At 73.6% G+C, this 23,501-nt stretch carries 17 protein-coding genes; 14 read left to right on the top strand and 3 right to left on the bottom strand.

All coding sequences use genetic code 11. The features are described 5' to 3' along the window. A partial coding sequence (locus DEH69_RS05095; RefSeq protein WP_113685680.1) for a DNA/RNA helicase domain-containing protein occupies positions 1-509 on the top strand: 509 nt, incomplete at its 5' end. Positions 510-556: 47 nt separating this feature from the next. On the opposite strand, the gene DEH69_RS31950 is transcribed toward DEH69_RS05095, so the two are convergent. Further along, positions 557-682, bottom strand: a complete 126-nt coding sequence (locus tag DEH69_RS31950) for a DUF6408 family protein (protein WP_220131187.1) — start codon at positions 680-682, stop codon at positions 557-559. Between the two features lie 313 nt (positions 683-995). Here DEH69_RS31950 and DEH69_RS05090 point away from each other — a divergent pair, with 313 nt between their 5' ends. From DEH69_RS05090 to DEH69_RS05045, 10 genes are all read left to right on the top strand, one after another. Then, positions 996-1,529: an EF-hand domain-containing protein gene (locus DEH69_RS05090; protein WP_113685665.1), complete on the top strand. Its 534-nt coding sequence runs from the start codon at positions 996-998 to the stop codon at positions 1,527-1,529. Positions 1,530-1,652: 123 nt separating this feature from the next. Next, positions 1,653-2,042 carry a hypothetical protein gene (locus tag DEH69_RS05085; RefSeq protein ID WP_113685664.1) on the top strand — a complete coding sequence of 130 codons (390 nt, stop codon included), beginning with the start codon at positions 1,653-1,655 and terminating at the stop codon, positions 2,040-2,042. Beyond that, on the top strand, positions 2,032-6,441 hold the full coding sequence (locus tag DEH69_RS05080; protein ID WP_113685663.1) for a WD40 repeat domain-containing protein: 4,410 nt from the start codon (positions 2,032-2,034) through the stop codon (positions 6,439-6,441). Before DEH69_RS05085 ends, DEH69_RS05080 begins: the two co-directional genes overlap by 11 nt. 205 nt (positions 6,442-6,646) lie before the next feature. Then, on the top strand, positions 6,647-7,738 hold the full coding sequence (locus DEH69_RS05075) for an isocitrate/isopropylmalate family dehydrogenase (RefSeq protein ID WP_113685662.1): 1,092 nt from the start codon (positions 6,647-6,649) through the stop codon (positions 7,736-7,738). Continuing rightward, positions 7,735-8,481, top strand: coding sequence for a cysteine hydrolase family protein (locus DEH69_RS05070; RefSeq protein ID WP_113685661.1), 747 nt, complete (start codon positions 7,735-7,737; stop codon positions 8,479-8,481). Before DEH69_RS05075 ends, DEH69_RS05070 begins: the two co-directional genes overlap by 4 nt. A gap of 8 nt (positions 8,482-8,489) precedes the next feature. Next, complete coding sequence (locus tag DEH69_RS05065; RefSeq protein WP_113685679.1) at positions 8,490-9,320, top strand: class I SAM-dependent methyltransferase; 831 nt, start codon at positions 8,490-8,492, stop codon at positions 9,318-9,320. A 233-nt stretch (positions 9,321-9,553) separates the two neighbouring features. Continuing rightward, on the top strand, positions 9,554-11,197 hold the full coding sequence (locus DEH69_RS05060) for an alkaline phosphatase (RefSeq protein WP_113685660.1): 1,644 nt from the start codon (positions 9,554-9,556) through the stop codon (positions 11,195-11,197). A gap of 114 nt (positions 11,198-11,311) precedes the next feature. Continuing rightward, a complete protein-coding gene (locus tag DEH69_RS05055; protein WP_113685659.1) occupies positions 11,312-12,139 on the top strand; it encodes an endonuclease I family protein in 828 nt (275 codons plus the stop codon). 367 nt (positions 12,140-12,506) lie between these two features. Beyond that, complete coding sequence (locus DEH69_RS05050; protein ID WP_258534442.1) at positions 12,507-13,478, top strand: AraC family transcriptional regulator; 972 nt, start codon at positions 12,507-12,509, stop codon at positions 13,476-13,478. 285 nt (positions 13,479-13,763) lie between these two features. After that, the gene (locus DEH69_RS05045) at positions 13,764-16,931 is read left to right on the top strand and encodes an amidohydrolase family protein (protein WP_258534441.1); all 3,168 of its coding nucleotides are present in this window, start codon (positions 13,764-13,766) and stop codon (positions 16,929-16,931) included. 28 nt (positions 16,932-16,959) lie between these two features. Here DEH69_RS05045 and DEH69_RS05040 read toward each other — a convergent pair whose 3' ends face one another. Further along, positions 16,960-19,335 carry a helicase-associated domain-containing protein gene (locus DEH69_RS05040; protein ID WP_258534440.1) on the bottom strand — a complete coding sequence of 792 codons (2,376 nt, stop codon included), beginning with the start codon at positions 19,333-19,335 and terminating at the stop codon, positions 16,960-16,962. A gap of 136 nt (positions 19,336-19,471) precedes the next feature. Here DEH69_RS05040 and DEH69_RS05035 point away from each other — a divergent pair, with 136 nt between their 5' ends. After that, positions 19,472-19,822 (top strand): hypothetical protein, encoded by a 351-nt coding sequence (locus DEH69_RS05035; protein ID WP_113685656.1) that lies wholly within the window; start codon positions 19,472-19,474, stop codon positions 19,820-19,822. Positions 19,823-19,836: 14 nt separating this feature from the next. On the opposite strand, the gene DEH69_RS05030 is transcribed toward DEH69_RS05035, so the two are convergent. Further along, a complete protein-coding gene (locus DEH69_RS05030) occupies positions 19,837-21,870 on the bottom strand; it encodes a TerD family protein (RefSeq protein ID WP_113685655.1) in 2,034 nt (677 codons plus the stop codon). A 342-nt stretch (positions 21,871-22,212) separates the two neighbouring features. On the opposite strand from DEH69_RS05030, the gene DEH69_RS31270 reads away from it, so the two are divergent. Continuing rightward, positions 22,213-22,377 (top strand): hypothetical protein, encoded by a 165-nt coding sequence (locus tag DEH69_RS31270; protein ID WP_181727257.1) that lies wholly within the window; start codon positions 22,213-22,215, stop codon positions 22,375-22,377. 202 nt (positions 22,378-22,579) lie between these two features. Then, the gene (locus tag DEH69_RS05025; protein WP_181727256.1) at positions 22,580-23,401 is read left to right on the top strand and encodes a DDE-type integrase/transposase/recombinase; all 822 of its coding nucleotides are present in this window, start codon (positions 22,580-22,582) and stop codon (positions 23,399-23,401) included. The last annotated feature ends 100 nt before the right edge of the window (positions 23,402-23,501 follow it).

Below are 23,501 nucleotides of genomic sequence, written 5' to 3'. Positions count from 1 at the left end.
CTCGCTCATCAGGCGTCTCCTTGATCATCAGATCCGCCGTCTATCGGACACTCCCGATCGGCTGCGTCTTCACGGCGCAGGGCCTGGAGTGGGACTGGTGCGGCGTGATCATGGGCGAGGACATGGTGCGCCGCGACGGGCAGTGGGTGTTCCGGCGGGGCAAGCGCGTCAAGGATCCCGGGACCAAGGTGTGGCGGGTGGGGCAGCCCGGGTCGTTCGATCCGAAGGTGGCTGCGCGCCGCCTCGACGCCGAGGACTTGGCACGCTGCGTCCGCAACGCCTACCACGTGCTGATGACCCGGGCGAGCCGCGCGACGGTGCTCTGGTCCACCGACGAGGAGACGCGCGCCTACCTCAGGGAACTCGTCGGTGAGGTGCAGATCCACGGCCTGCGTCCGACGTGGCTCAACCTTCCCGAGGAGGCCCGCCGACCGCATCTGGGCCGCCCCCGGCGCCGGAGGGGAGGCGGCGGAAAGAAGGGCGTGGGCAGGCAGGACAGGCTGTTCTGAGGGAAACGTGGAGGGGTGGCGGGCTCACCGGGCCCGCCACACGCTCGTCAGACGAGCAGGCGCGCCGCCTCCGCCAGGACCGCCAACACGACGTTGGACAGCACTCCGGCGGTGGCGCCGATCAGGATGTCGATCCAGATACGACGCGCGGGCTTGTACTCGACAGGGTTCATGGACGGACCACTCCTCGAACGTGGGCTGGGAATGGCAGGGGGCCCTGCCGGGCACTCGCCCTCACTCGACATGAGGTCCACGCAGTGGAACTGCCGCTCCGTCACCCATGATCGGGGCCTGACCCCGAACTCCGCCTCGTACCCTCCGGGAAGGTGCGCGGTGTGCACAGTCTATCGGGCCCGCGGTGTTCGACGCCCCAGCTCCCGCCTTCACTCGTTCCGGTGAACCCCCCGCCGCTTCGGCCCCCGCCTCCCCGCCCGCTTGGTTCCATCGTGCGGACGGTCAGGTGAAGTTGGGCGAAGGGGAGGCTTGATGAAGGCGGAAGCTGTCAGCCGGGTCAGTGTGGTGTTCGCGCTGTTTGACGCCAATGGGAACGGGGAGTTGGAGGCCGATGACTTCGACCTGATGGCACACCGTGTCGTCCAGGCGGTGCCGGGTGCCGACGAGGCGGCCAAGGGTGCGCTGGTGGACGCGTTCCGCGGGTACTGGGCCGCGCTGGTCGGGGAGTTGGACACCGACCTCGACAACAAGGTGAGCTTCGAGGAGTTCAAGGCCATCGTGCTCGCCCCCGAGCGGTTCGACGGCGCGCTGGGCGCGTTCGCCGACGCGCTCGCCGACCTGGGCGACGTGGACGGCAGCGGCACCGTCGAACGGCCCGTGTTCGTCGCGCTGATGACCGCCATCGGCTTCGAACTCCCCAACATCCACAAGCTGTTCGACGCCTTCGGCCCCGACGGCGACGACCGGATCACGGTCGACACCTGGGCCGCGGGCATCCGCGACTACTACTCCCCCCACGCCTCCGGCATCCCCGGCGACCACCTGGTCCCCGCCGCCGTGGCCTGATCCCCCCTTCCGGAGCCCCGGCCGCCCACCCCCCCGGCGGCCGGGGCTCCGCGCTGACCTTTCGGGCCGCGCCCCCGGTGGGTAGCCTCGGAGCGCCGAGGACATCGGACATCCGGGGGGAGCATGCGAGTCGTCATCAGCGTGGGCGGGGACGGGGGCGCCGCGCGGGAGCTGCGCCAATGGCTCTCCGCCGAGCCGGAGTTGAGGGGGCGCGTCCACCAGGAGGAGCCCGCGGAGCCCGAGGCGGGGACGATGGGCCCCGCGGCCGACGCCCTGGTCGCCCTGCTCGAACCAGGCGGCGTCGCGGCGGTCTTCGCCGGGGCGCTCATCGCCTGGGTCCAGACGCGCCGCGGCAGCTACACCGTCACCGTGACCAGGGCCGACGGCACCGAGATCACCGTCTCGAGCCACCGTGTCCGCGCCCTGAGCCCCGACGAGATCGCCGCGCTGGCCGAACGCCTGGCCACGCCGCCCGGCCAGGACGGGGGCGAGGGCCCGGGCCGTGCGCGGTGATCTGGCCGCCCAGGGCGCCCGCGCGGTACTGATCGGCACGGGCCGCCACGCCCCGGGCTCCCAGCTGCCCGCGCTGCCCGCCGTCGACACCACGCTCGACGACCTGGAGCGCGCGCTCCACGACGTCTGCGGCATGGACCTCGGGCGCGTCACGCGGGTGCCGGGCGCGGCGGGCCCCGACGAGGTGGTGGCCGCCGTCGAGGAGGCGGTCGCGGACGCCACGGGACCCGTGCTGCTGTACTACGTCGGCCATGGACTCCTGGGCCCGCGCGACGAGTTGTACCTCGCCACCCACGCCGGGCGGTCCGCGGGCCACATCGCGGGCGCCGTCCCCTACCGCACCGTGCGCGACCTGCTCGGCGAGGCGCCGCACGGCAGCCTCGTCGTCCTCGACTGCTGCTTCTCAGGGCGCGCCAGAACGCCGGGAACGGGCGGCGGCGCGCGGCAGCCGTTCGCCTCGGCCCGCCCCAGGGGCAGCCTCCTGCTGGCCTCGGCCTCCCACTACCAGCTGTCGTTCGCGCCCCCGGACGAGCCGCACACCCTCTTCAGCGGGCGCCTGCTGCGGCTCCTCACCGAAGGCGACCCGACGGGCCCGCCCTGGCTGACGGCGGACCGCATGTACGCCGTCCTGGACCGGGAGTTCGCCGACGGGCGGGTGCGGCCGTCCCGCCAGAGCGAGGGAACGCTCGGCGAGCTGGTCATCGCCCGCAACCGCGCCGCCCCCGAGCTGGGCCCCGACGACGCCGGGGCGCCCGACGAGCGGCCCGCCGATGTGCCGTGCCCCTACCCGGGGTTGGAGCCGTTCAGGGCCGAGGAGAGCCACCAATTCTTCGGCCGCGACGAGCTGAAGGAGCGGCTGCTCGACGCGGTCACGGGCCCGGGCGATGGGCCCGTGGTCCTGGTCGGCGCGTCGGGCGCGGGCAAGTCCTCGCTGCTGCGCGCAGGTCTGCTCGCCGGGCTCGAACGCCGCCACGCCAAGGGCGACCCCCAAGTGCCCTGGCCCGCCCTACTGTTGACCGCACCCGGCGCGCACCCGCTGGACGCGCTCGCCGAGGTGTGGGCCGGGGCCACGGGCCGGGAGCGCGAGCAGGTGCGCGACGCGCTCGACGAGGGCCGCTTCCCCCCGCCGCTCCCGGGGCGTCCGGCGTGCGGGCTGCTGGTCGTCGACCAGTTCGAGGAGGTGTTCATCCGCTGCGAGGACCCGCATGAACGGGACTCGTTCATCGCCGCGCTCGCGGGCGGCGCTCGCACCGAGGCGCGCCCCCGTGTGGTCCTCGGCCTGCGCGCCGACCACTACGGCAGCTGCCTGGCCCACCCCGAGCTTGAACGCTCCCTGGAGCACGGCCAGTTGACCGTCGCTCCGATGCGCGAACGCGAGCTGCGCGCCGCCGTCGACGGCCCGGCCGCCGTGGTGGGGCTGCGCCTGGAGCCCGGGCTGACCGAACGGCTGCTGCACGACCTGCGCGAGGGCCGCCCAGGCGACGACACGGCGGGCGCGCTGCCGTTCCTCGCCCATGTGCTGCGCGAGACCTGGCAGCGGCGCAGCGGCGCCAGGCTCACCCTCGCCGGATATGAGGCGGTCGGCGGCATATGGCGCTCGGTCGCCACCACGACCGAGGACCTGTACAAGCGGCTCGACGACCAACAGCGCGCCACCCTGCGGATGCTGCTGCCGCGCATGGTGCACCTGGCCCCCGACGGCACCGGCGTCCGCTCGGCGGTCCGCGACCGCGTGCCGCTCGCCACCCTGCTCGACGGCCTCCCGCCGGACGCCGGGGACCTGTGCGACCTGCTGGCCGCGCGGCGGCTGATCACCGTGGACCGGGACTCGGCGCAGATCGCGCACGAGGCGCTGCTGCGGGAGTGGCCGCATCTGCGCCGCTGGATCGAGCAGGACACCGCCGCCCTGCTGCTGCGCCAGGAGCTGCGCGCGGTCGCAGACGCGTGGCACGCCCAGCGCGACCCGGCGTACCTCTACCGGGGCAGTAGACTCCAGGATGCCCAGGCCCTCGGCGAACTCCCCGCGCGAGAGCGGGAGTTCGTGGCCGCGAGCGAGGAGGCCGAGGAGCGGGAACGCCTCCGCGAGGCCCGCGGGGTCACCGTCCTGCGCCGCTCCCTTCTCGCGGTGGCCGTGGCCCTGTGCCTGGCCCTGATCGCCACCGCGGTCGCCTGGGTGCAGCTGGGAAACGCGAACGAGCAGCGGCGCAACGCCGAGGAGCAGGGCGAACTCGCCACCCACCGCGCCCTGTTGGCCCAGGCCGAGAGCGCCCGCGCGACCGACCCGCGCGAGTCGCTGCGCCTCGCCCTCGCGGCCCACGCGCTGCGCCCCACGGCCGAGGCGCGCGAGGCGCTGTACACCACGCTGGCCACCCAGCCGTTCCGGGGCGCCGACCAGTTGCAGACGGCGGACGCCGACACATCCACCTTCCCCGGCAGCACCGTGCTCGGCGCGGACGGGCGGACGCTGGCCGGTCTTTCGGACGAGGAGGGCCTGGCGCTGTGGGACGTGGGCCCCGGCTCCGACCGGCGCGGCCCGCTGGCGCGGCTGCCCTGCCGGGGCGAGGCCGAGGAACAGCTCGCGCTCGGCGGCCCCGACGGCGCGACGCTGGCCACGCTGTGCGGCGACGGCGCGGTCTCGCTGTGGGACATCGCGGGGTTCGCCGAGGGCGCCGAGCCCGAACGCCTCGCGTCGCTGGAGATCGAGGGCACGCCGGGGGCGCCGACGGCGGTCGGCCTCAGCCCGGACGGCACGACGCTGGCCGCCGTCGGCTGGGAGCGCGAGGACGGCGAGACGCTCGTTCTGTGGGACGTGTCCGACCCCCGGAGTCCTCGGCGGCTCTCGGTCACCGACGAGGAGGACTACGCGGAGGCCCTGACGTTCGGGCCCGACGGTCGGACCCTCGCCGTCCAGGGGTTCGACGGCGTGCGCGTGTGGGATGTGAGCGACCCGGCGCGACCGCGCGCGGGAGGCTGGGTGGACGAAGCCTCCCGCGCGGCGATCGCGTTCAGCCCCGGTGGCGGCCCGCTGGCCGTGGGCGATGATCGCGCGATTCGGCTCTTCGATGTCAACTCACGAGGCGAAACAGAGGAGTTGGCCGAGTGGACGGCACACACCGACAGGATCGAGACGCTCGCCTTCTCACCCGATGGGCGCCGACTCGCCAGCGCCGGATTCGACTCGAACGTCGCGCTGTGGGATGTGCGCGACCTGAGGGAGCCGGTCGAGGAGGCCCGCCTCACGGGGCACGGCTACATCGTCGAGGGGTTGGCCTTCGGCCCCGAGGGGCGCTCGCTGCTCTCGGTTGACGGCATCGCGTTCGATACCATCCGCTGGGACCTGGGGGACCTCCGGCAGATCGACATCCTTCCCGAGCCCATCCTTGGCACGGCGCGGGCCTGGCCGCCTGGCGGCGGTGGCACCACGCTGGCCGTCGGCCGGGGCGCCGAGGTCCGGCTGGTCGACATGACCGACCCCGCCGCGCCCGGCGTTGTCGCCACCCTCCGGGGACGGCCCCAGGGCGGCGTCGTCGACGTGGCGTTCAGCGCGGACGGCTCCCTGCTTGCCGCCCTGCACCGCGAGGGCGAGCTGGCGCTATGGGATGTCACCGACCCGGCCGAGCCGCGCCAGGTGGGCCAACTCGACGTCGAGGAAGGGGCGGTGGATTCCCTCGCGCTCTCCCCCGACGGCTCGCTGCTGGCACACAGGGGCGATGACGTCTCGGTCTGGGATGTCGCCGATCCCGCGCACCCGTCCGAGGTCGCGTCGTTCGAGTCGACCGCCGCGGTGGGCGACCTGGCGTTCCTTCCCGACAACCGTCGCCTCCTCATACCCGCCAGCCCCCGCGTCAGCCTGTGGGACGTCTCGACCGGGGACGCCGTCGAGCTCGACTCCGCGCAGCGGGCAAGCGATCCCGCCGTCCCCGCCCCCGACGGCGCGACCGTGGTGACCGAGGAGTGGTTCGGACAGGGCGAGAGCAACAACCTGCTGCTGTGGGACATCGAGGGGCCGGGCGCCCCCGAGGTGGTGGGTATGACCGAGCCGGAGAGCGAGCTGATGTCGCACCTGGCGTTCCACCCGGACGGCGACCTGGTGGCGGGGGCCGCCAACGACGGAACGGTCCGCGTGTGGGCCGTGGGCGAACGCGCCGAGCCGCACGTGGCGTTCCGGCTGCCGACGCACGAGGACGTCGTGCTCGACGCGGTGTTCTCCCCCGACGGGCGGTATCTGGTGACGGCGAGCGGCGGTGGCTCGTTCGTATTCGACCTGGGCGATCACCCGGCCATCGCGGCGGACACGGTCGGCATGGCCTGCCGCGTCGCGGGCGGCGGCCTCGACGCGTGGGAGTGGGCCGAGCTGGCCCCCGACATTCCGTTCAGGGAGAGCTGCCCCGCCCGATGAGCCGCCCCGCGGCCAAACCCTTGGCCAGCGCATCTCACCCTTTTCGGTGAACAATTCCCGCCTCCCCGTCCCCGCCCGCCCCCTCGAACGGATAGTGGAGGGCGTGCCGAGTCATGGGGGAGCGGCGTCGTCATGGGGAGCGTCGTCGCGGAGCGCCATCGCGCACGTCGCCGGGAGAGATGAGGGTCAGCATGGGTGGAGCACAGTGAAGTCGGCCGTCGGGCTCGCCGTCGGGCGGGGGACGGGGCCGGAGTTGGCCGCGGTCTTCGAGCGGGTCGTGGGGGAGGTCGCCGGGGCGTATGGACGCGCGGTGGACGTCGTGCGCTCGCCGATGGCGTACCACTCCTATGTGTCGCTCAGGGGCGAGGGCGGGATCGAGCGCGTCAGGGAGCTGACGCGCGCGGACGCCGAGCACTACGAGCACTTCTGCCGCTCCCTGGCCGCCGCGGGGGTCACGGCCCTCTTCCGCACGGCGATCAACGCCCAGTCGCTGTATCTCGTGCGGCAGCGCCTGCGCGCGGTGAAGGTGGACCCCATCGGCGCGGGCGACGCGTCGATGCTGCTCGTCCGCGACCAGGCCCAGGGCTTCTACACCGGCGAGAACGACCACGCGCCCGGCACCGTCACCCGCACCCAGACGTTCAGCCACGCGGTGACCGACGAGATCGTCGCGCTCGCGCTGCGGCGGGCGCTGCGGCAGTGGCCGGGCCGCGAGGTGGGGCGCGTGGTCATGGCGTACAAGTTCCACCTGCTCGACGGCGCCTTTGAAGCCTGGGTGACCGAGATCGCCCAACGGCGGGGCGTGCGCATCGAGTTGTGCCAGCCCGACACGGTGAACCGCGACCTGGTCGAGCACGGGCCCGCGCCGCGCACCGTGATCGTCGCCGGGAATGAATGGGGCGACATCATGCATGTGGTCCTGCTCGACCGCTTCGGCTCCGAGCGCCAGGAGAGCCGCTGCACGGAGAACGTCCACCTCGACCCCGACGTGGCCGGTCTCGTCGAGTACCAGACCGTGCACGGCTCGGCCGACGACCTGGCGGGCCGCGACACCGTCAACCCCCTGGCCACCGTGCGCGCCGCGGTGGCCATCGCCGAGCGGCACGTCGGCTGCCCCGGCGCGGTGGACGCGGCGGAGCGCGCCCTGCTGACGCTGCGCGAGCGGGGCGTGGGGACGCGGGACGCCGGGGGGCGGCACTCGACGACGGCGGTGGTGGACGCGTTCCTCGGCGCGTTCGGGGACGCGTTCGCCGACGCGCCCCGCGCCGCGGCGCCGACGCCGGTGGCCGGGGCATGACCGCCGGGGGCGGCACGGCGCTGATCGCCGTCGACCTCCAGAACGACTTCAGCACCGGATTCCCCGGCGATCCCGCGGCGTTGGACCGGGTGACGACCAACGCCGCGCGCGCCGTCGACGCCGCGCGGCGCGGCGGCACGGAGGTCGTCTTCGTCCGGTTCGTCGGCGATGTCGCGTATCAACGGCCCAGCTGGCGGCGCAGGGACGAGCTGCTTGGCAAGCTGCCCAAGTGCCGCGAGGGCTCGGACGGAGCCGCGTTCCACAAGGTGGCCCCGGCCCCAGGCGAGCGGGTCTTCACCAAACGGGCGTGCTTTGACGCGTTCCTCAGCGACGGGTCCGGGGGCGACGGGTTCGGGGGCGACGGGTCCGGGGGCGACGGGTTCGGGGGCGACGGGTTCGGGGGCGACGGGTTCGGGCGGTATCTGGTCGGGCGCGGCGTCGAACACCTGGTGTTTGTCGGCCTGTTCACGGATGTCTGCGTGGACTCGACGGCGCGGACGGCGTTCCAGAAGGGGTTCCATGTGACGGTCCTGACGGACTGCACCGCGAGCCTGCACCTGCCGGACGCGGAGATCCTGCGCTTTATGCGCCTGGTCTACGGCGCCCGCACCACCACACTCACCCCGGAGGAAGCGGCCGCGTGGGCGACATCCACACCGATACAGGTCCCGGCACCGGCATCGAGCCCGGCATCGAGCCCGGCACCGGCACCGTTCCCGGCGTCGAAGGCGGCGTCGGGCTGACCGCGCTCATGGTCGCCGCGGCGCGGGCGATCGAGACGCACCGCGTCGACGCCCTGGCCAGGGATGTGCACGCCGAGCACTTCGTGCGCGCCGCGCGGGCCTCGGCCCACTGGCCGACGCGCCCGCGGCAGGTCCCCGGCGGCGACGCGAACCCCCTGTGGGGGCGCCTTGGCCGCTACTTCGCCCTGCGCACCAGGGTCCTCGACGACTTCGCGCTCCGCTCGGCCCGCGCCGGAGCCCGTCAAGTCGTGCTGCTGGGCGCGGGGTTGGACGCGCGGGCGTTCCGCGTCGACTGGCCGCCCGGCTGCGCGGTGTTCGAGATCGACCACGCTCAGGTGCTGGCGTTCAAGCGCGGGGTGCTCGAAGGGCGGCGCGCGACGCCCCGCGCGGCGCGCGTCACCGTCGCCGCCGACCTGCGCGACGACTGGGCGGGCGCGCTGACCGCCGCGGGATTCGATCCGTCCGCCCCCACCACATGGCTGGCCGAGGGCCTGCTGCTCTACCTCCCCCACGCCGCCGAGCGCCACCTCGTCGCCACCGTGGACCGGCTGAGCGCGCCGGGCAGCGCGCTCGGCTACGAGGCCAAGCTGGACATCGGCGCGCCGACGGCCAGGAACAGCCCGCTCTACAGCGCGACCAAGCGCCAGATCGGCGTGGACCTGCTCGCGCTCTTCGACGGCGAGCCGCGCCCCGACTCGGCCGCCGACCTGCGCGCCAGGGGCTGGTCCACATCGGTTCACACGCCGTTCGACTTCACTCGCAGGCACGGCCGGGGCCCCCTCCCCGAGCCCAACGACCCCCTGGCCCCCAACCGCTGGATCTTCGCCCACCTCCCGTGACCTGGTGCCAGGGCGCCCATGACCTGGCGCCCGGCTCGGGACTTCGGCTGGCGATGCCATAGGGCTGCTCGACCGGGCCCTGGGTGAACGCGACCCCACGCGCCCATCGCGCCACGGCACACGGGCGGCGGCGAGCCACCGGGCGACGGCCGGGCGGACGGAGGGCGGCCGGGCGGCGAACTCTTCGGGATCCGGGCCGACTTCGTCGGGCACCTGTTCTAGCATCTGCCCTCGTGACCACCCTTGGACCCTCCCGCCGCGCCGTCGTCACGACCGCCGCCGTCGCCGCCGCCCTGCCGCTCGCCGTCGCGGGCGAGGCCGGTGCGGGGCAAGCGGGCGCCGGGCAGGCGGAAGAAGCGCCCGCGTTCCTCCATGGCGTCGCCTCGGGCGACCCGCTGCCCGACGGCGTGCTGCTGTGGACGCGGGTCACCCCCGTGCCTGGCGCGGTGCCGGGATCGGGCGTCGGACCCGAGGTCGAGGTGGAGTGGGAGGTCGCCACCGACGCGGACTTCGCCGCGGTCGTGACCCGCGGCCGGGTCGTCGCGAGCGCCGCGGCCGACCACACCGTCAAGGCGGATGTGCGCGGCCTGCTGCCCGACACCGCGTACCACTTCAGGTTCGCGGCGGGCGGCGTCCGTTCGCCCGCGGGCCGCACCCGCACCGCGCCCGCCGAGGGCGCGGAGCCGGGGAACCTCAGGTTCGGCGTCGTCTCCTGCTCCAACTACGAGGCGGGCCACTTCGCCGCCTACCGCCACCTCGCCGCCCGCGCCGACCTGCACGCGGTACTGCACCTGGGCGACTACATCTACGAGTACGGCACGGGCGAGTACCCGGCCGAGCCCGTGCGGCGGCACGAGCCCGCGCACGAGGTGCTGACCCTGGCCGACTACCGCGTCAGGCACGGCCACCAGCGCACCGACCCCGACCTCGCCGCGCTGCACGCCGCCCACCCCGTGATCGCGATCTGGGACGACCACGAGAGCGCGAACGACAGCTGGCGTGACGGCGCCGAGAACCACACCGAGGGCGCGGAGGGCGCGTGGTCCGCGCGCCGGGAGGCCGCCGTCCAGGCGTACTTCGAGTGGATGCCGGTGCGCCCCGCGATCGAGGGAACGACGTATCGGCGGCTGCGGTTCGGCGGCCTGGCCGATCTGCACCTCCTCGACCTGCGCTCGTTCCGCGACCAGCAGGTCGGCGTCGGCGATGGCGCGGTCGACTCCCCCGGTCGCACGATCGCGGGGCGCGCCCAACTGGACTGGCTCACCTCGGGGTTGTCCGCCTCCGACGCCCGCTGGCACCTGATCGGCAACTCCGTGATGATCTCGCCCGTGGCGTTCGGCTCGGTCCCCGCCCACCTCCTCGGGCCGATCGCCGAGTGCCTCGGCATCCCCGCGGGCGGCCTTGCCATCGGCACCGACCAGTGGGACGGCTACACGCACGACCGCGAGCGGCTGCTCGGCCACCTGCACGGCGAGGGCATCGCCAACACCGTGTTCCTGACCGGCGACATCCATATGCACTGGGCGAACGACGTGCCGCTCAACGCCGCGCTGTACCCGCTGTCGCCGTCCGTGGCCACGGAGTTCGTGGTCACATCCGTCACCTCCGACAACCTCGACGACATCCTGGGCGTGCCGCCCCACACCCTCTCCGGCGTCGCCGAGGCGGCCGTGCGCGCGGCCAACCGGCATGTGCGCTGGGTGGACATGGACTCGCACGGCTACGCGGTCCTCGACGTCACCGCCGAGCGGGCGCAGATGGACTACTTCGCGCTCTCCGACCGCGCCGACCCGGCCGCCACAAGCGCGCTGGCGCGTTCGTATCTGACCCGCTCGGGAACGCAGCGGGTGACGCGCGCCGACGAGCCGATCGCCTGACGGGCGCGGGCAACGGGGGCAACGGGCCGGGACCGCCGGTTACGCGCGTAGTTTCCGGCGCACACATGGCAGGTACATAACAGAAGACCCCGGCACACACCGAAAGGCCCCCACATGTACCGGACCCTGCTCACCGGCGCCCTGGCGGCGGCGCTCTCCGCACCGCTGCCGCTCGCCATGGCCGCCGACACCGGCGCCGACACCGGCACCAGCGCCGACACCGGCATCGGCGCCGCCGACCTGGAAGCCGCCGACCACCCCTACTACGCCGACGCCGAGGGCAGGACGGGCGAGGCGCTGAAGGCGGCGTTGCACGACATCATCAGCGCCGATGTCACCCGGCTCAGCTACTCCCAGGTCTGGGACGCGCTGAAGGAGACCGACCAGGACCCGTCGGACCCCGGCAGCGTCATCCTGCTCTACACCGGCGAGTCGCGCGGCGCCGACGAGAACGGCGGCAACGTCGGCGACTGGAACCGCGAGCACGTCTGGGCCCAGTCGCACGGCGACTTCGGCACCTCGGCGGGCCCCGGCACCGACATCCACCACCTCAGGCCCACCGACGTGCAGGTCAACAGCACGCGCGGCAACAAGGACTTCGACGACGGCGGCTCCCCCGTCTCCAGCGCCCCCGGCAACTTCACGGACGCCGACTCCTGGGAGGCGCGCGACGAGGACAAGGGCGACATAGCCCGGATGCTCTTCTACATGGCCGTCCGCTACGAGGGCGACGACGGCTTCGCCGACCTGGAGCTCGACGACGACACCAGCAACGGCGGCACTCCGTTCCACGGCAGGCTCTCGACGTTGCTCGAGTGGCACGCGCAGGACCCGCCGAGCGCGGCGGAGGAGCGCCGCAACGAGATCATCTTCACCGACTACCAGGGCAACAGGAACCCGTTCATCGACCACCCCGAGTGGGCCGAGTCCATCTGGGGCTGAGCCGCCCGGAGTCGGCCTCAGGGGCGGCCCGCGGGTCGGCCCCGGGTCGGCCCTGGGGTTGGCCTCCACAGCCGAGGCCCCGGCCGTGGTCAGGGGTCGGGGCCTCGTGGCGTGGTCGTCGGCGCCGCGGCCGAAAGGCGGGCTCGCCGTCCTGAACATCCCCCGTGGATCCAGGATGGCGTCCGCCTGACGCACATGTCCCGGAATCACCCGGGATTCGTCCGCGCCTTGACTGTGGACACATACAACGCTACTAACGAAAGCCACCGGTCGGCTACTCGCCGAACGCGGCTCCCGGCCGGAAAGCGCGGGAGGCCACACGGCGCGGAGAGGGGAGAACGCCCTGCTGAGCAAGTTGCCGACGCTCGTGGACAGCGACGATCTCGAGGAGACCCGCGAGATCATCAGCAACGCCTACAGCCCGTATCGGCTCGACTGCCTGGGCGATCCCCGGGAGTTCTCCGCGTGGTACGGCGAGGACAGCTTCCCCGGGATCACGCTCTCCGGGCTGCGGTACGGCTCCTCGCACCACGCGGCCGAGACCCTGATCAAGCCAGCGCCGCTCGGCACCTATCTGCTGGTGTGCGAGCTCACCCACGGCCGGGTGACGGTGAGTTCGCCGGGGCGTGAGGAGTACAGCGTCGGCCCCGGCGGCACCTATGTCCTCGACCCCTACCGCGGCTTCCAGGTGCACTGGTCGCCAGGCGCGCGGATGATGACCGTGCGCCTGGCGCGCGAGGATGTCGAACGCGCCGCGGCGGACGCGCTCGGCGTGGACAGCCCGGTGCGCGCCCGTTTCGCGCTGGGCGGGGCGGTCTCGCCCGAGGCCGCGAGGAGCTGGGCGGGCATCTCGCGGGCCGTGCGCCGCGAGGTCGTCGGCGACGGCATCGCCCGCACCAACCCCCTCGTCGCCGCCCAGCTGACGCAGACCGCGGCGGCGTTGCTCGTCGGGACGCAGCGGCTGATCACCACGGGCGTGGACGCGCGGCGCACGGGCGCCGTCTCACACGCGGCGGTGCGCCGCGCGATGGCCCTGGTCGAGGAGCGGCCCGAGCGGCCGCACACCCTCGCCGACCTGGCCTCGGCGGCCCGGGTCAGCCCGCGCGCCCTCCAGGAGGCGTTCCGCAGGCACCTGGACACCACGCCGCTCGGCTATCTCCGCGAGATCCGCCTCGCACGCGCCCGCCACGACCTGCTCACCGCGGGCCGCGACGGCTCGGCCACCGTCTCCGAGATCGCCTACCGCTGGGGCTTCGGCAACCTCGGCCGCTTCGCCGCCGCCTACCGCGCGCGCTATGGCGAGCCGCCCTCCACGACCCTGGACTCGGCCGGGAGTTGACCCCGGGCTCGGCCGGGAGCCGAGGGCCCGAACGCCATACTCCGCCGCGCCGCGGGGCATGGAGAGGGTGAGGGGGTCTGCGGACGGACGGGGGAGCCATGGCCGAAGGCGTGCAGACGACGCCGGTGTCTCCCCAGGGGGTCGAGAGACAGGCGCTCCCGCCGGGAACGTCGCCCGCGTCGCGGTGACCCCGCCTTGCCAGGGAGGCGCCTCCGCCGCTCGCTGATCCACCGGGAATTGTCAGACGGGCCCCAGGACCGTTCACCCCACCGCATGGAGGGTCGGTTGGACTCCGCACACACCCCGCGCCCGTCCGGCTCCGCGATCTCCCGGCGCCGGTTCATCGGAACCACGACCGCGGTCGGCGCCGCCGCCATCGCCGCCGCCGAGCTGCCCGCAGCCGCGGCCCCGCGCTCCCCGGGCCGCACGTCCCTCTCCCTGACCGCCGCGACCAACGGCTCGGCGACCCTCGCCCCCTCGGGCGACATGCTGGTCGCCGAGATCCAGAACGTCCTGTGGGCCATCCCCCGCGAGGGCGGCGATGCGACCGCGCTCACGCCGCCCGACCTGGAGCCCAACCGGCCGCAGTTCTCGCCCGACGGAAGCCTCCTGGTCGTGTGCGCCTACCGCGGCGGCGGGTTCCACCTGTGGACGCTGCGCCCCGACGGCTCACAGCCGCGGCAGCTCACGGACGGGCCCTGGGACGACCGCGGTCCCGCCTGGTCGCCGGACGGCAGGCGGATCGCGTTCGCCTCGGAACGCGGCGGCGACCCGGTCGGCGGCGGCCCCTACCGCATCTGGACCCTCGATGTCGCGACGGGCGAGCTGGCGCGCGTCACGGGGCTGCCGGAGCAGGAAGGCCCGGCGCGGGACGGGGCGTTCGAGGACTTCGACCCGGCGTGGTCGCCCGACGGGCGGCGCGTGTTCTTCGTGCGCGCCTCCGTGGGCGCCCAGGGCGCACTCGAGGCGCGCACCATCGCCTCCGCTCCCGCCGATGGCTCGGGGCCGGTCCGCGCGGAACTCACCGAGACCGGCGAGGCGTTCCAGCTGATGACGCCCGCGCTCTCCCCCGAAGGCCGCCTCGCCCACCTGCGCACGACGCCCGCGCCCGCTGCGTCCTGCGTGCTGGTCGTGGACGGCGTGGCCGTGGACGTGGACGGCGATGTGCTGCCCGTCCCGGTGCGGTGGGTCGCGCGCGACGCGCTGCTGATGACCGTGGACGGGCAGTTCAGGGTGGTACGCCCCGCGGCGCCCGGCGAGGCGGAGGAGATCCGTTTCCGCGCCACGCTCCCCGTGGACAGGCCGCGCCACCGCCGCGGTTCGTTCGCCGCGCGCGGGTCAGAGGCGCGGCGGGTCAGGGGCGTTCACCTGCCCGCGCTCTCGCCCGATGGCCGCGAGGTGGCGTTCGCGGCCCTGAACGCCCTGTGGATCGCGCCGGTCGAGGGCGGCCGCCCGCGCAAGGTCCTCCAGGCCGAGCCGACGCGCTACCCCCTCGCCCCCACCTGGACGCCGGACGGGCGCGCTCTGGTCTACGCGGACGACCGCGACGGGCTGTTCGCGGTGCGCCGCCGCGACATGGGCTCGGGCCGCGAGACCGTGCTCGCCACCGGAGGCCGGGTCTTTCCCGCGCTCTCGCCCGACGGGCGGCGCCTGGCCTGCCTCGACATGGCGGGCCGCCTCATGGTGCGCGACCTCGGCACCGGCGCCGAGCGCGCCCTCGTCGAGCCCCTGGGCGGCGGGGGCCTGCCGGGCAGGCCGAGCTGGTCGCCCGACGGGCGGCGCGTCGCGCTGTGCGACCGCAACCGCATCAACCACCGCTTCCGCGAGGGCTACAACCTCATCAGGGTCGTCGACGCCGACACCGGCGCATCGACGCTGCGCGCCGTCGCCCCGCACACCTCGATCTCCGACCGCTACGACTCGGGGCCCGTCTGGTCCCCCGACGGCCGGTGGATGGCGGTGATCGCCGAATCCGCCCTGTGGCTGCTCCCGGTGCGGCCGGACGGCGCCCCCGACGGCGAGCCGCGCCTCCTGACCTCACAGGCCGCCGACCACCCCTCCTGGTCGGGCGACTCCCGTACGCTGCTGTACCTCTCGGCGGGCGCGCTGCGGCTGATCGGCGTGGACGGCGGCGGGGCCAGGACCGTTGACGCGCCGCTCACGCGCCGACGGCCCCCGGGGGCGGACGTCGTCGTGCGCGCGGGGCGGCTCTGGGACGGCACGGGCGAGGCCGCGCACGACGACATGGACGTGATCGTCCGCGACGGGCGCGTCGACGCCGTGCGGCCGCACCGCGCGGGGCGGCGCGCCGACCGTTACATCGACGCCTCCGAGCACACCGTCGTCCCCGGGCTCTGGGACTCCCACACCCACCCGTGGCAGAGCACCTACGGCGGGCGGCAGGCCGCGCTGCAACTCGCCTACGGCATTACCACGGCCGTCTCGCTCGGCGGCTTCGCCTACGAACAGGCCCGTATCCGCGAGGCCGTCGACGCCGGGGACATGGCGGGCCCTCGCCTGCTGGCCACCGGCGAGCTGCTCGACGGCGCCCGCGTCGCCTACAGCATGGGCAGGGCGCACGCGACCAGGGAGGGACTGCGCCGCTCGCTGGCGCGGGCCGCGGGCCTCGAGTGGGACGTCGTCAAGACCTATGTGCGCGCCCCCGGCTGGGTGATGCGCGAGGCCGCGGCGTTCGCGCACGACCGGCTCGGCGTGCCGGTGGGCAGCCATCTGTGCTCGCCCGGCGTGCAGTTGGGGCACGACCTGACGACGCACCTCCAGGCCACGCAGCGCCTCGAGTACGGCCACGCCACCTCCGCCACGGGGCGCGCGTACCAGGACGTCGACGAGATCTACACGGCCACGGACTTCCGGCTGATCGCCACCCCGTTCACGGCCCTGCCCCTGCTCGGCGCCGACCCGCGCCTCGCGGAAGACCCGCGCGTCACGGCGCTGATGCCGCCATGGGACAGCACCCTGGTCCGCGAACAGGCCGAAGTGCCGCCCACCGAGGCCCAGTTGGCGACGCTCGACACCGAAACGGCCGTCTACCGCCGCCTGCTGGCCAATGGCGGCCTGGTCGCCCTGGGCACCGACCAGCCCCTGGCCCCCGTGGGCCTGCACCTCCACCTGGCCCTGCGCGCCCTGCACCGCGCGGGCCTCTCACCGGCCGAGACGCTGCGCACGGCGACGATCCTCCCGGCACGCGCCTTCGGCGCCGAGGACGACCTGGGCACGGTGACGGAGGGCAAGCTCGCCGACCTGACGATCGTGGCGGGCGACCCGTTCACGGACTTCACGACCCTGGTCCACACGGTCACCACCCTGCGCGGCGGCGTCCCCTACGCCCCATCGGACCTGGTGGCGGCGTTCGCGCACACGGACGCGACGGGCGAGGACTGGCAGGAAATCGGCCGCATCATGCGCCGCGACGGGTGCTGCGACGGGGGGTGAGGCGGGGGTGAGGCGGGCGGGGTCCGCGCTACCCCGGCAGCACCCCCTGGATCCGGGAGAGGGTGAAGACGCGTTCCGCGTCGCGCAGGTGGCACCAGGCTTCCAGGAACGGCGGGTCCAGGGAGAGCTCGCTGAGCGTGCGCACGGTGCGGCTGCCGGAGGCGGCCGTGTAGTCGATGGTGACCGACCCCTGCTCGTCGACCGCGTGGGCCAGTTGGCGGATGTCGGCCACGGAGAGCGAGCGGGCGTGCGCGGCGACGATCTCCTCGGTGTCGGTCCTGGCCGCGGGGCCGGGGTCGGGAGCGCCCGGCGGGGAGGACCGCAGCCTGGCCGCCACCGCGCCCACGTCGACGGTCGCCGAGGCCCGCGCGGCGCGGGCGCCGCCGTCCCGGGAACGCGCCCCCGGGACGGTGGCGCGGCGGGGGCGGACGCGTTCCACGCGCACCGTTCCGTCGGCGCCCTCGGCGACGGGGGCGTAGCCCGCGGCCCGCAGCGCGGCGAGGGCCTTGGCTGGCGGGGTCCGCCCGACCAGCACGGTCGGCGCCAGCGGCCGCAGGCCCAGCCCGGCGAACGCGCGGTGCGCGGCGAGCTCGGCGATGAGGGCGAGGTCATCGCCATGGATCACGCAGGCCGCGGAGGCGACGCGCACCCGGCCGTGGCGGCGCGCGGTGTCCTCGATCAGGTACGTCAACGGCTGCGGGAGCGCGCCGACGGCCACGGCGGCCAGGTCGGCCGCGATCGCGTCCGCCGCGCGGCCCGCGTCCAGGGCACGCCGGACGGTGCCGGGGCCGAACCGCCACACCGTTGCCGTGCCGCTCGCCTCCCGGTCCGCGACGCTGTCGAGCAGCGCGGCCAGGTGGGCGGTCGGTGTACCGGTGACGACTGCGGTGAGGTCGGCGCCGAAGCGGGCCGTTCCCGTGGCGGTGGGCAGCAGCAGCCGACAGGCCGCGGCCAGCGTTTCGCCCTCGGCCGCGCCGATGCGGGACAGGGCGCCGCGGGCGATGACGCCCAGCAGCTCGGCCTCGCGGATCACGGTGGCGAACGGCGTGGTGTCCTGGGGGAGTTGATGGGCGAGCGGGCGGAACCAGCCGACCGAGGAGCCCAACTCCTCGGAGCGCGCCGCCCCTTGACCCGCAGGGAGGTGCCCCACCGCGGTGAGGAGCCCGTCCCGCGCGCTCGCACAGCCGCCGCAGGGTGGGGCCCCGGCGAGCGCGGGCAGCGCCTTGCCGTCCTCGCCGCGCGCCTCGGACGGGGTCAACGGCAGCGTGCGCCATGCCCGGAGCAGCGGGGCGAGCCGTTCCGCGGGCTCGCGTTCCGCCCAGGCGTCGTAGTCGTCCGTCGGCACGACCTGGCCGTCCTTCCAGGCCAGAAAACCGGCGGCGAACGCCGTTTCCAGGACGAGGCGTACGACGACGACGTCGCACAGCGCCGCCTTGCCGACCCGGGCCAGCTCGCGCGCGCCGACGCCACCCGACTTCAACAGGGTCGGCGGGGAGGCCGAGCACACCGCAAGGACGGACGCGGCGTGGGCGGCGAACGCCATCGCCGAGGCCGCGGCCTCCCGGTCCACCTCCGCCTCGGTGACGGCCACCGTGCGCACGGCGGGCGGCGTCGGCTCGAACGCGGCGCGCCACTCGGCCCCGCGCAGCGCCAGCGCCACCTCCGCGGGCATGCGCGGGGGCCCGTACCCGTGCGGGACCTGGACCAGCAGCCCCCGCTCAAGGGCCCAGCGCGCGCCGGCGCCCGACGCCGGGTCCACGCGACGTTCACCCTGTTCACGCTGTTCACGCGCCCGCCGCAGCAGCAGCTCCCGCGCGGCCTCGGGCGCCGCCGCGACCGCCGCGGCGACCCGTTCGGGATCGCCGTGGTGCGCCAGCAGGGCGGTCAGCCGCTGCTTCCTCGTGGTGCCGGGCGACCGGACGCCGAGGGCCGCCAGCATGCGGCGCAGCTCATCCGACGTCGTGTTCCCCAGCAGCCGCGCGAGCGGCGCGTCGAGGCCCAACGGCCGCTCCCACGCCTGCCGCAACGGCGTCGCCATGCGCAACAGCCCCTCGCGATCCGGCCACACCAACGCGCGATCGGCCAACGAAGCCAGCGCCGCGTCCAGCCCACGCGCGCGCTCGGCTCCGGTCGCGTCCAGCAGATCGGCCAGGGCGGCGCGGGACAGGGGCCCGAGCGCCGCCAACGCCTCGGCCACCCGCAGCTGCGGCAGCGCGAGCCCGGCCAGCGCGGGAGCCACAGAACCCGGCCGCTGAAGACGGTCCGCCAGCTCGCCGAACGACCGCGGCTCGGGCGGGCGCACCGCGTCCGGGCGGGCCGCCAGGACCCGCTCGAGCCGGTCGCCGTCCAGACCGCTTAGCCACGAGGCGAGCGTTGATCCACTCGGCTTGCCGATGGGGGACACCTCCCAGGGAGAGCGACGGTGTTCAACGAAACCCAGGTTCAGCGAAACCCAGGTTCAGCGAAACCCAGGTTCAGCGAAACCCAGCATGGCGCATCGAGGCGGGAGCCATGTCCGTCCCCCGTGTCATCATCCTCACATGCTGAATCCTCACGTGCTGAATCCCCACGTGCTGGCGATCCGCGGATACGAGGGCGGCCCCCTGGCCGACGGCAGCGCCTACCTGGACGATCCGTTGTGCTGGCCGGTGCACCTCGGGACGTGCCTGCGCGGCGACGACGCGCAACGAGCCGCGTTCGGCGCCGACCCGGACGCGGCCATGGAGCTCTACGGCGCGGGGGGCGCGAGCGTCCAACGCGGCCTCGCGCTGTTCCTCCACGAGCACCGTGATCCGCCCGGTGGTCCGGTCGAGCCAGGCGATCTTTTCACCGGCCGGGGAGTTCACATACAGGCGGTCATGGCCGAAGCGCTTCCACGGGGAGACCGTTAAGCCGCGCGACTCGCTCATATCGCCCCCGCCAGTGCGTCCTTGGCCTGGTCCTGCTCCGCGCGCTGCGAGCGGCGGGACGGGCGTCGTTCCAGGGGAGTGACGACGCCGTTGACGAAGTGGTCGACGGCCTCGTCGATACTGCGGATGAAGCTGGTCTCGGCGTTGCCGCGGGTATTGCCCATGCTCTTGAAGAGGGACAGACGGAAACCGGTGATCCGGGCTCCGTCGCCCGGGAGCAGATCGGCCGGCTCCGGGCGCAGGCGTTCGAGGGTGCCGCGTGGTCCGGTCCCCTCTTCGACCAGCGTCTCGACGTGCACATCGGCCGGGGCGTCGCTCAGCTGCCGGAGCAATCGCTTGGCCCAGGAGAGAGGGTAGCCCTGCTCGGGCGCGGGGACGTCCACGGATGTGCGCAGTTTGCCGGTGCGCAGATCCGCGGTGATGGCGAGCACGCGGCGCGTTCCCTCGATGCGGAGTTCGGCGTTGAGGCGGCCGTCGCGGCAGAGCTGATCGGCGAGGGCGACGCGGCGGGCGCCGGGATCGGCGGTGCGCCTGCCGCGCTGCACCGGCAGGACCTTCTGGCCCAGCTCGCCCCCCAGTCGGAGACACACCTGCCGGACCAGGCGTTCCCAGCTCTCCACGACGTCGACCGCGCGCCGGTCACCCTGGCCGAGGGTTTCCTCGTCGATCGCGTTGCGCACCGGCACCCAGGAGGGGCCCATGTTCTGGAAGCCATGACACCCCGAGCTACCGTGCTCGAGGTAGTGCAGGAGCTCATGGAGAACCCAGGCGTGTGCGGCATTGCCCACGCCCTCGTGGCGAATCAACATCCGCGCCTGATGCGTCACTTCGGCCCAGGACAGATGCCAGAGCGACACCTTGTGCTTACGGCGCCGGTCAATCTTGATCTCGACGAGTGGACTGCCCTCAAGCGCGACATCATTGGAGAGTGTGATCACCGCCTCGTAGCCGCGGCGGGCGGCGATGTCCACGTAGTCCTGGACCTGCTCGGGCTTGAGGGGATTGCCGTTCGTCTTCGTTTCGACGAGGGCGGTCCACAGTTTGCCCGCCCGCTCGATGCGGATCACGCCATCCGGGCGTTTGGGAGCGTCGCCGTGTGGCAGTGACACCTCGGTGAAGGTCTCCATGCGGCCAGCCGGAGCGCCGAAGGCGGCGGTGAGGCGACGGCCGAATTCCGGCACCTGGGCCATCACGGACAGCAGGACGGAGGTGGCGCGGGCCTCACGCTCGCGGTCGTTCTTGAGCGAGGGGACCGGGAAGAGCCTGGCCTGTTTCCAGGAGTCGTGCTCCGCGAGCGACTTCTTGGCGACCTTGGGCAGGGTCACCTTCTTCCTCGCGGTACGGGGGCGCCGGGCCGGGACCGGGACCGTTGCCACCACGACCGGCTCGGAGACCGGCGGCGGGGCTGGCACCGCGTCGACGAGCGGCTGCTCGGGCTCCCGGACTTCGGCAGCGGACTCCGCGGTGTCGTCCTCCGCGGTGTCGTCCTCGCCCTCGTCATCGACGTCGATACCGAAGTCCGTCACCAGACCGGCGAGTCCGCTTTCATAGCCTTGGCCGATGGCCCGGAACCGCCATTCCCCGGCGCGCCGGTATATCTCGCCGAAGACGAACGCGCTCTCGGGCCCCGCGTCGTCGATGCTGAACCCGAGCAATTCCTCTCCGGCGGCGTCGGAGAGGGTCAGGCGCAGATCGTGTAAGTCACCGAACCTGGCGCCGCCGTACCTGCTGGCCGCGATCGCCACACGTTCGACGTCCGGCGGTATGGCCGAGAGGTCGAGGCTGATCCGGTCTTCGTTCCCGTCGGCGGCTGGGGTCTTGCCGAGGAGCTGGACGCTGCCGTCCGGCGCGTCGGGGTTGTTGTAGAAGAAGAAGTCGGCGTCACTGCGCACCTTGCCGGATGCGTTCAGCAGGAGAACGGAGGCGTCCGCGTCACCGTCACCGGAGTCGCTGCTCCAGGTCAGGCGGACGAGTACACCCCCGACGGTCTCGCTCAGGTCTCTCAGAGCGATGTTCGCGCCCTTGATCATTTCGCGCATGCGGCCCCTCCAGGCTGCTGCGGCGTTACCCACGCCCTCACGTTGTGTCGATGCACCATAACGCCGAATGACCGCGCCTGGCACAGAAACGGACACATGGTGCTCGGCCGGGGCGGGAGGCTCCCCGGGCGGGCTCCGGATGGTCCGGGGTACTTCTGCCGACCAGCTTGCTACCAGCGACGCCGGGACACACCAGAGTTGGGGCATCGGAATGCGCGACATCGGGAGGTGACTCAGGCGCGAGGGACCAGTCGTCGCGCCAACCCGCGCCGCAGCCGGGCGAAAGCTCCGCAGAGCATTCCCAGGTGTCGATCTGGACGGATACCTCTGGGGGTGACGTGGCACCGACCGAAGAAAGCCGCGGAAACCGCCGAGCTGGAACGGCTGCGCAAGAGAATCGCCCGGCTGGAGAAGGACCTGGCCAAGCGCGATGCCGCACTTCAGGTCATGGGAAGAGCTTCCGCGCTCTTGGAACTGCTTGCCGAGAGCGCGGACTGAGCGACGCCGCCGACCCGGTCGTGGACGAGCCGTTCATCGGCCTCCAGGCGCATCTGGGCACCGTGACGGCCTGCCGGCTGACCGGCCGCTCCCGGGCGACGCACTACCGGCGCCTGAAGCCCCGCCCGGCCAGGGAGCCGAAACCGCGTCCGGCTCCCCGTCGGCCCTGTCGGACGCCGAACGGGCCGCAGTAATCGAGCTGTTGAACCGGCCGGAGTACGCCGAGCTGCCGCCCGCCCAGGTGTGGGCCCGGGAGCTGGACGCCGGCACCTACTGGTGCTCGCCTTCGACGATGTACCGGATCCTGCGGGCCGCCGGACAGAGCGGCGACCGCCGCCGCCAGGCCACTCACCCCGCGAAGGTCAAGCCGGAGCTGGTCGCCGACGGCCCCTCGCAGGTGTGGTCGTGGGACATCACGAAGCTGCGCGGGCCGGGCAAGGGCGACTGGTACCACCTCTATGTCCTGATCGACATCTACAGCCGCTACGTCGTCGGCTGGACGGTCGCCGCACGCGAAGACAGCCTGATCGCCGAGGAGTTGATCCGCACCGCGATCGAGACCAACGGCGTCGTGCCGCACACCGTGCACGCCGGCCGGGGCACCTCCATGACCTCCAAGCCGGTCGCCCAGCTGCTGACCGATCTCGGCGTCACCCGCTCCCACTCACGGCCGAAAACCTCCAACGACAATCCCTACAGCGAGGCCCACTTCAAGACCATCAAGTACAGCGGCGACTTCCCCGACCGGTTCGGCTCCCCGCAGCACGCCCGCGACTGGTGCGACGGTTTACTCACCTGCTACAACCACGAGCACCGGCACTCGGCGATCGGCCCGCATACCCCGGCCAGCGTCCACTTCGGCACCGCCGACCTGGTGCGCCAGCAACGGGCCGTCACCCTCGCCCAGGCGTATGCGGCGCATCCCGAACGCTTCGGCCGCCAACCCCAGCCACCGACGCTGCCCACGGCCGTCTGGATCAACGAGCCCCGACCTGAGACAGAACCCCAGAAACAGAACTCATAGCTTCATACCGTCTCATTTGACCTGACAGCTTCCGGCTGACCTCTCAGGTGGCTCCGATATCGGCCCAGGTCTCGCACGACGTTGTCGTGCGAGACCTGGG

Source organism: Streptomyces sp. PT12, assembly GCF_003311645.1.
Classification (GTDB): Bacteria; Actinomycetota; Actinomycetes; order Streptomycetales; family Streptomycetaceae; genus Streptomyces.
This window is presented reverse-complemented; position numbering and strand designations above follow the sequence as displayed.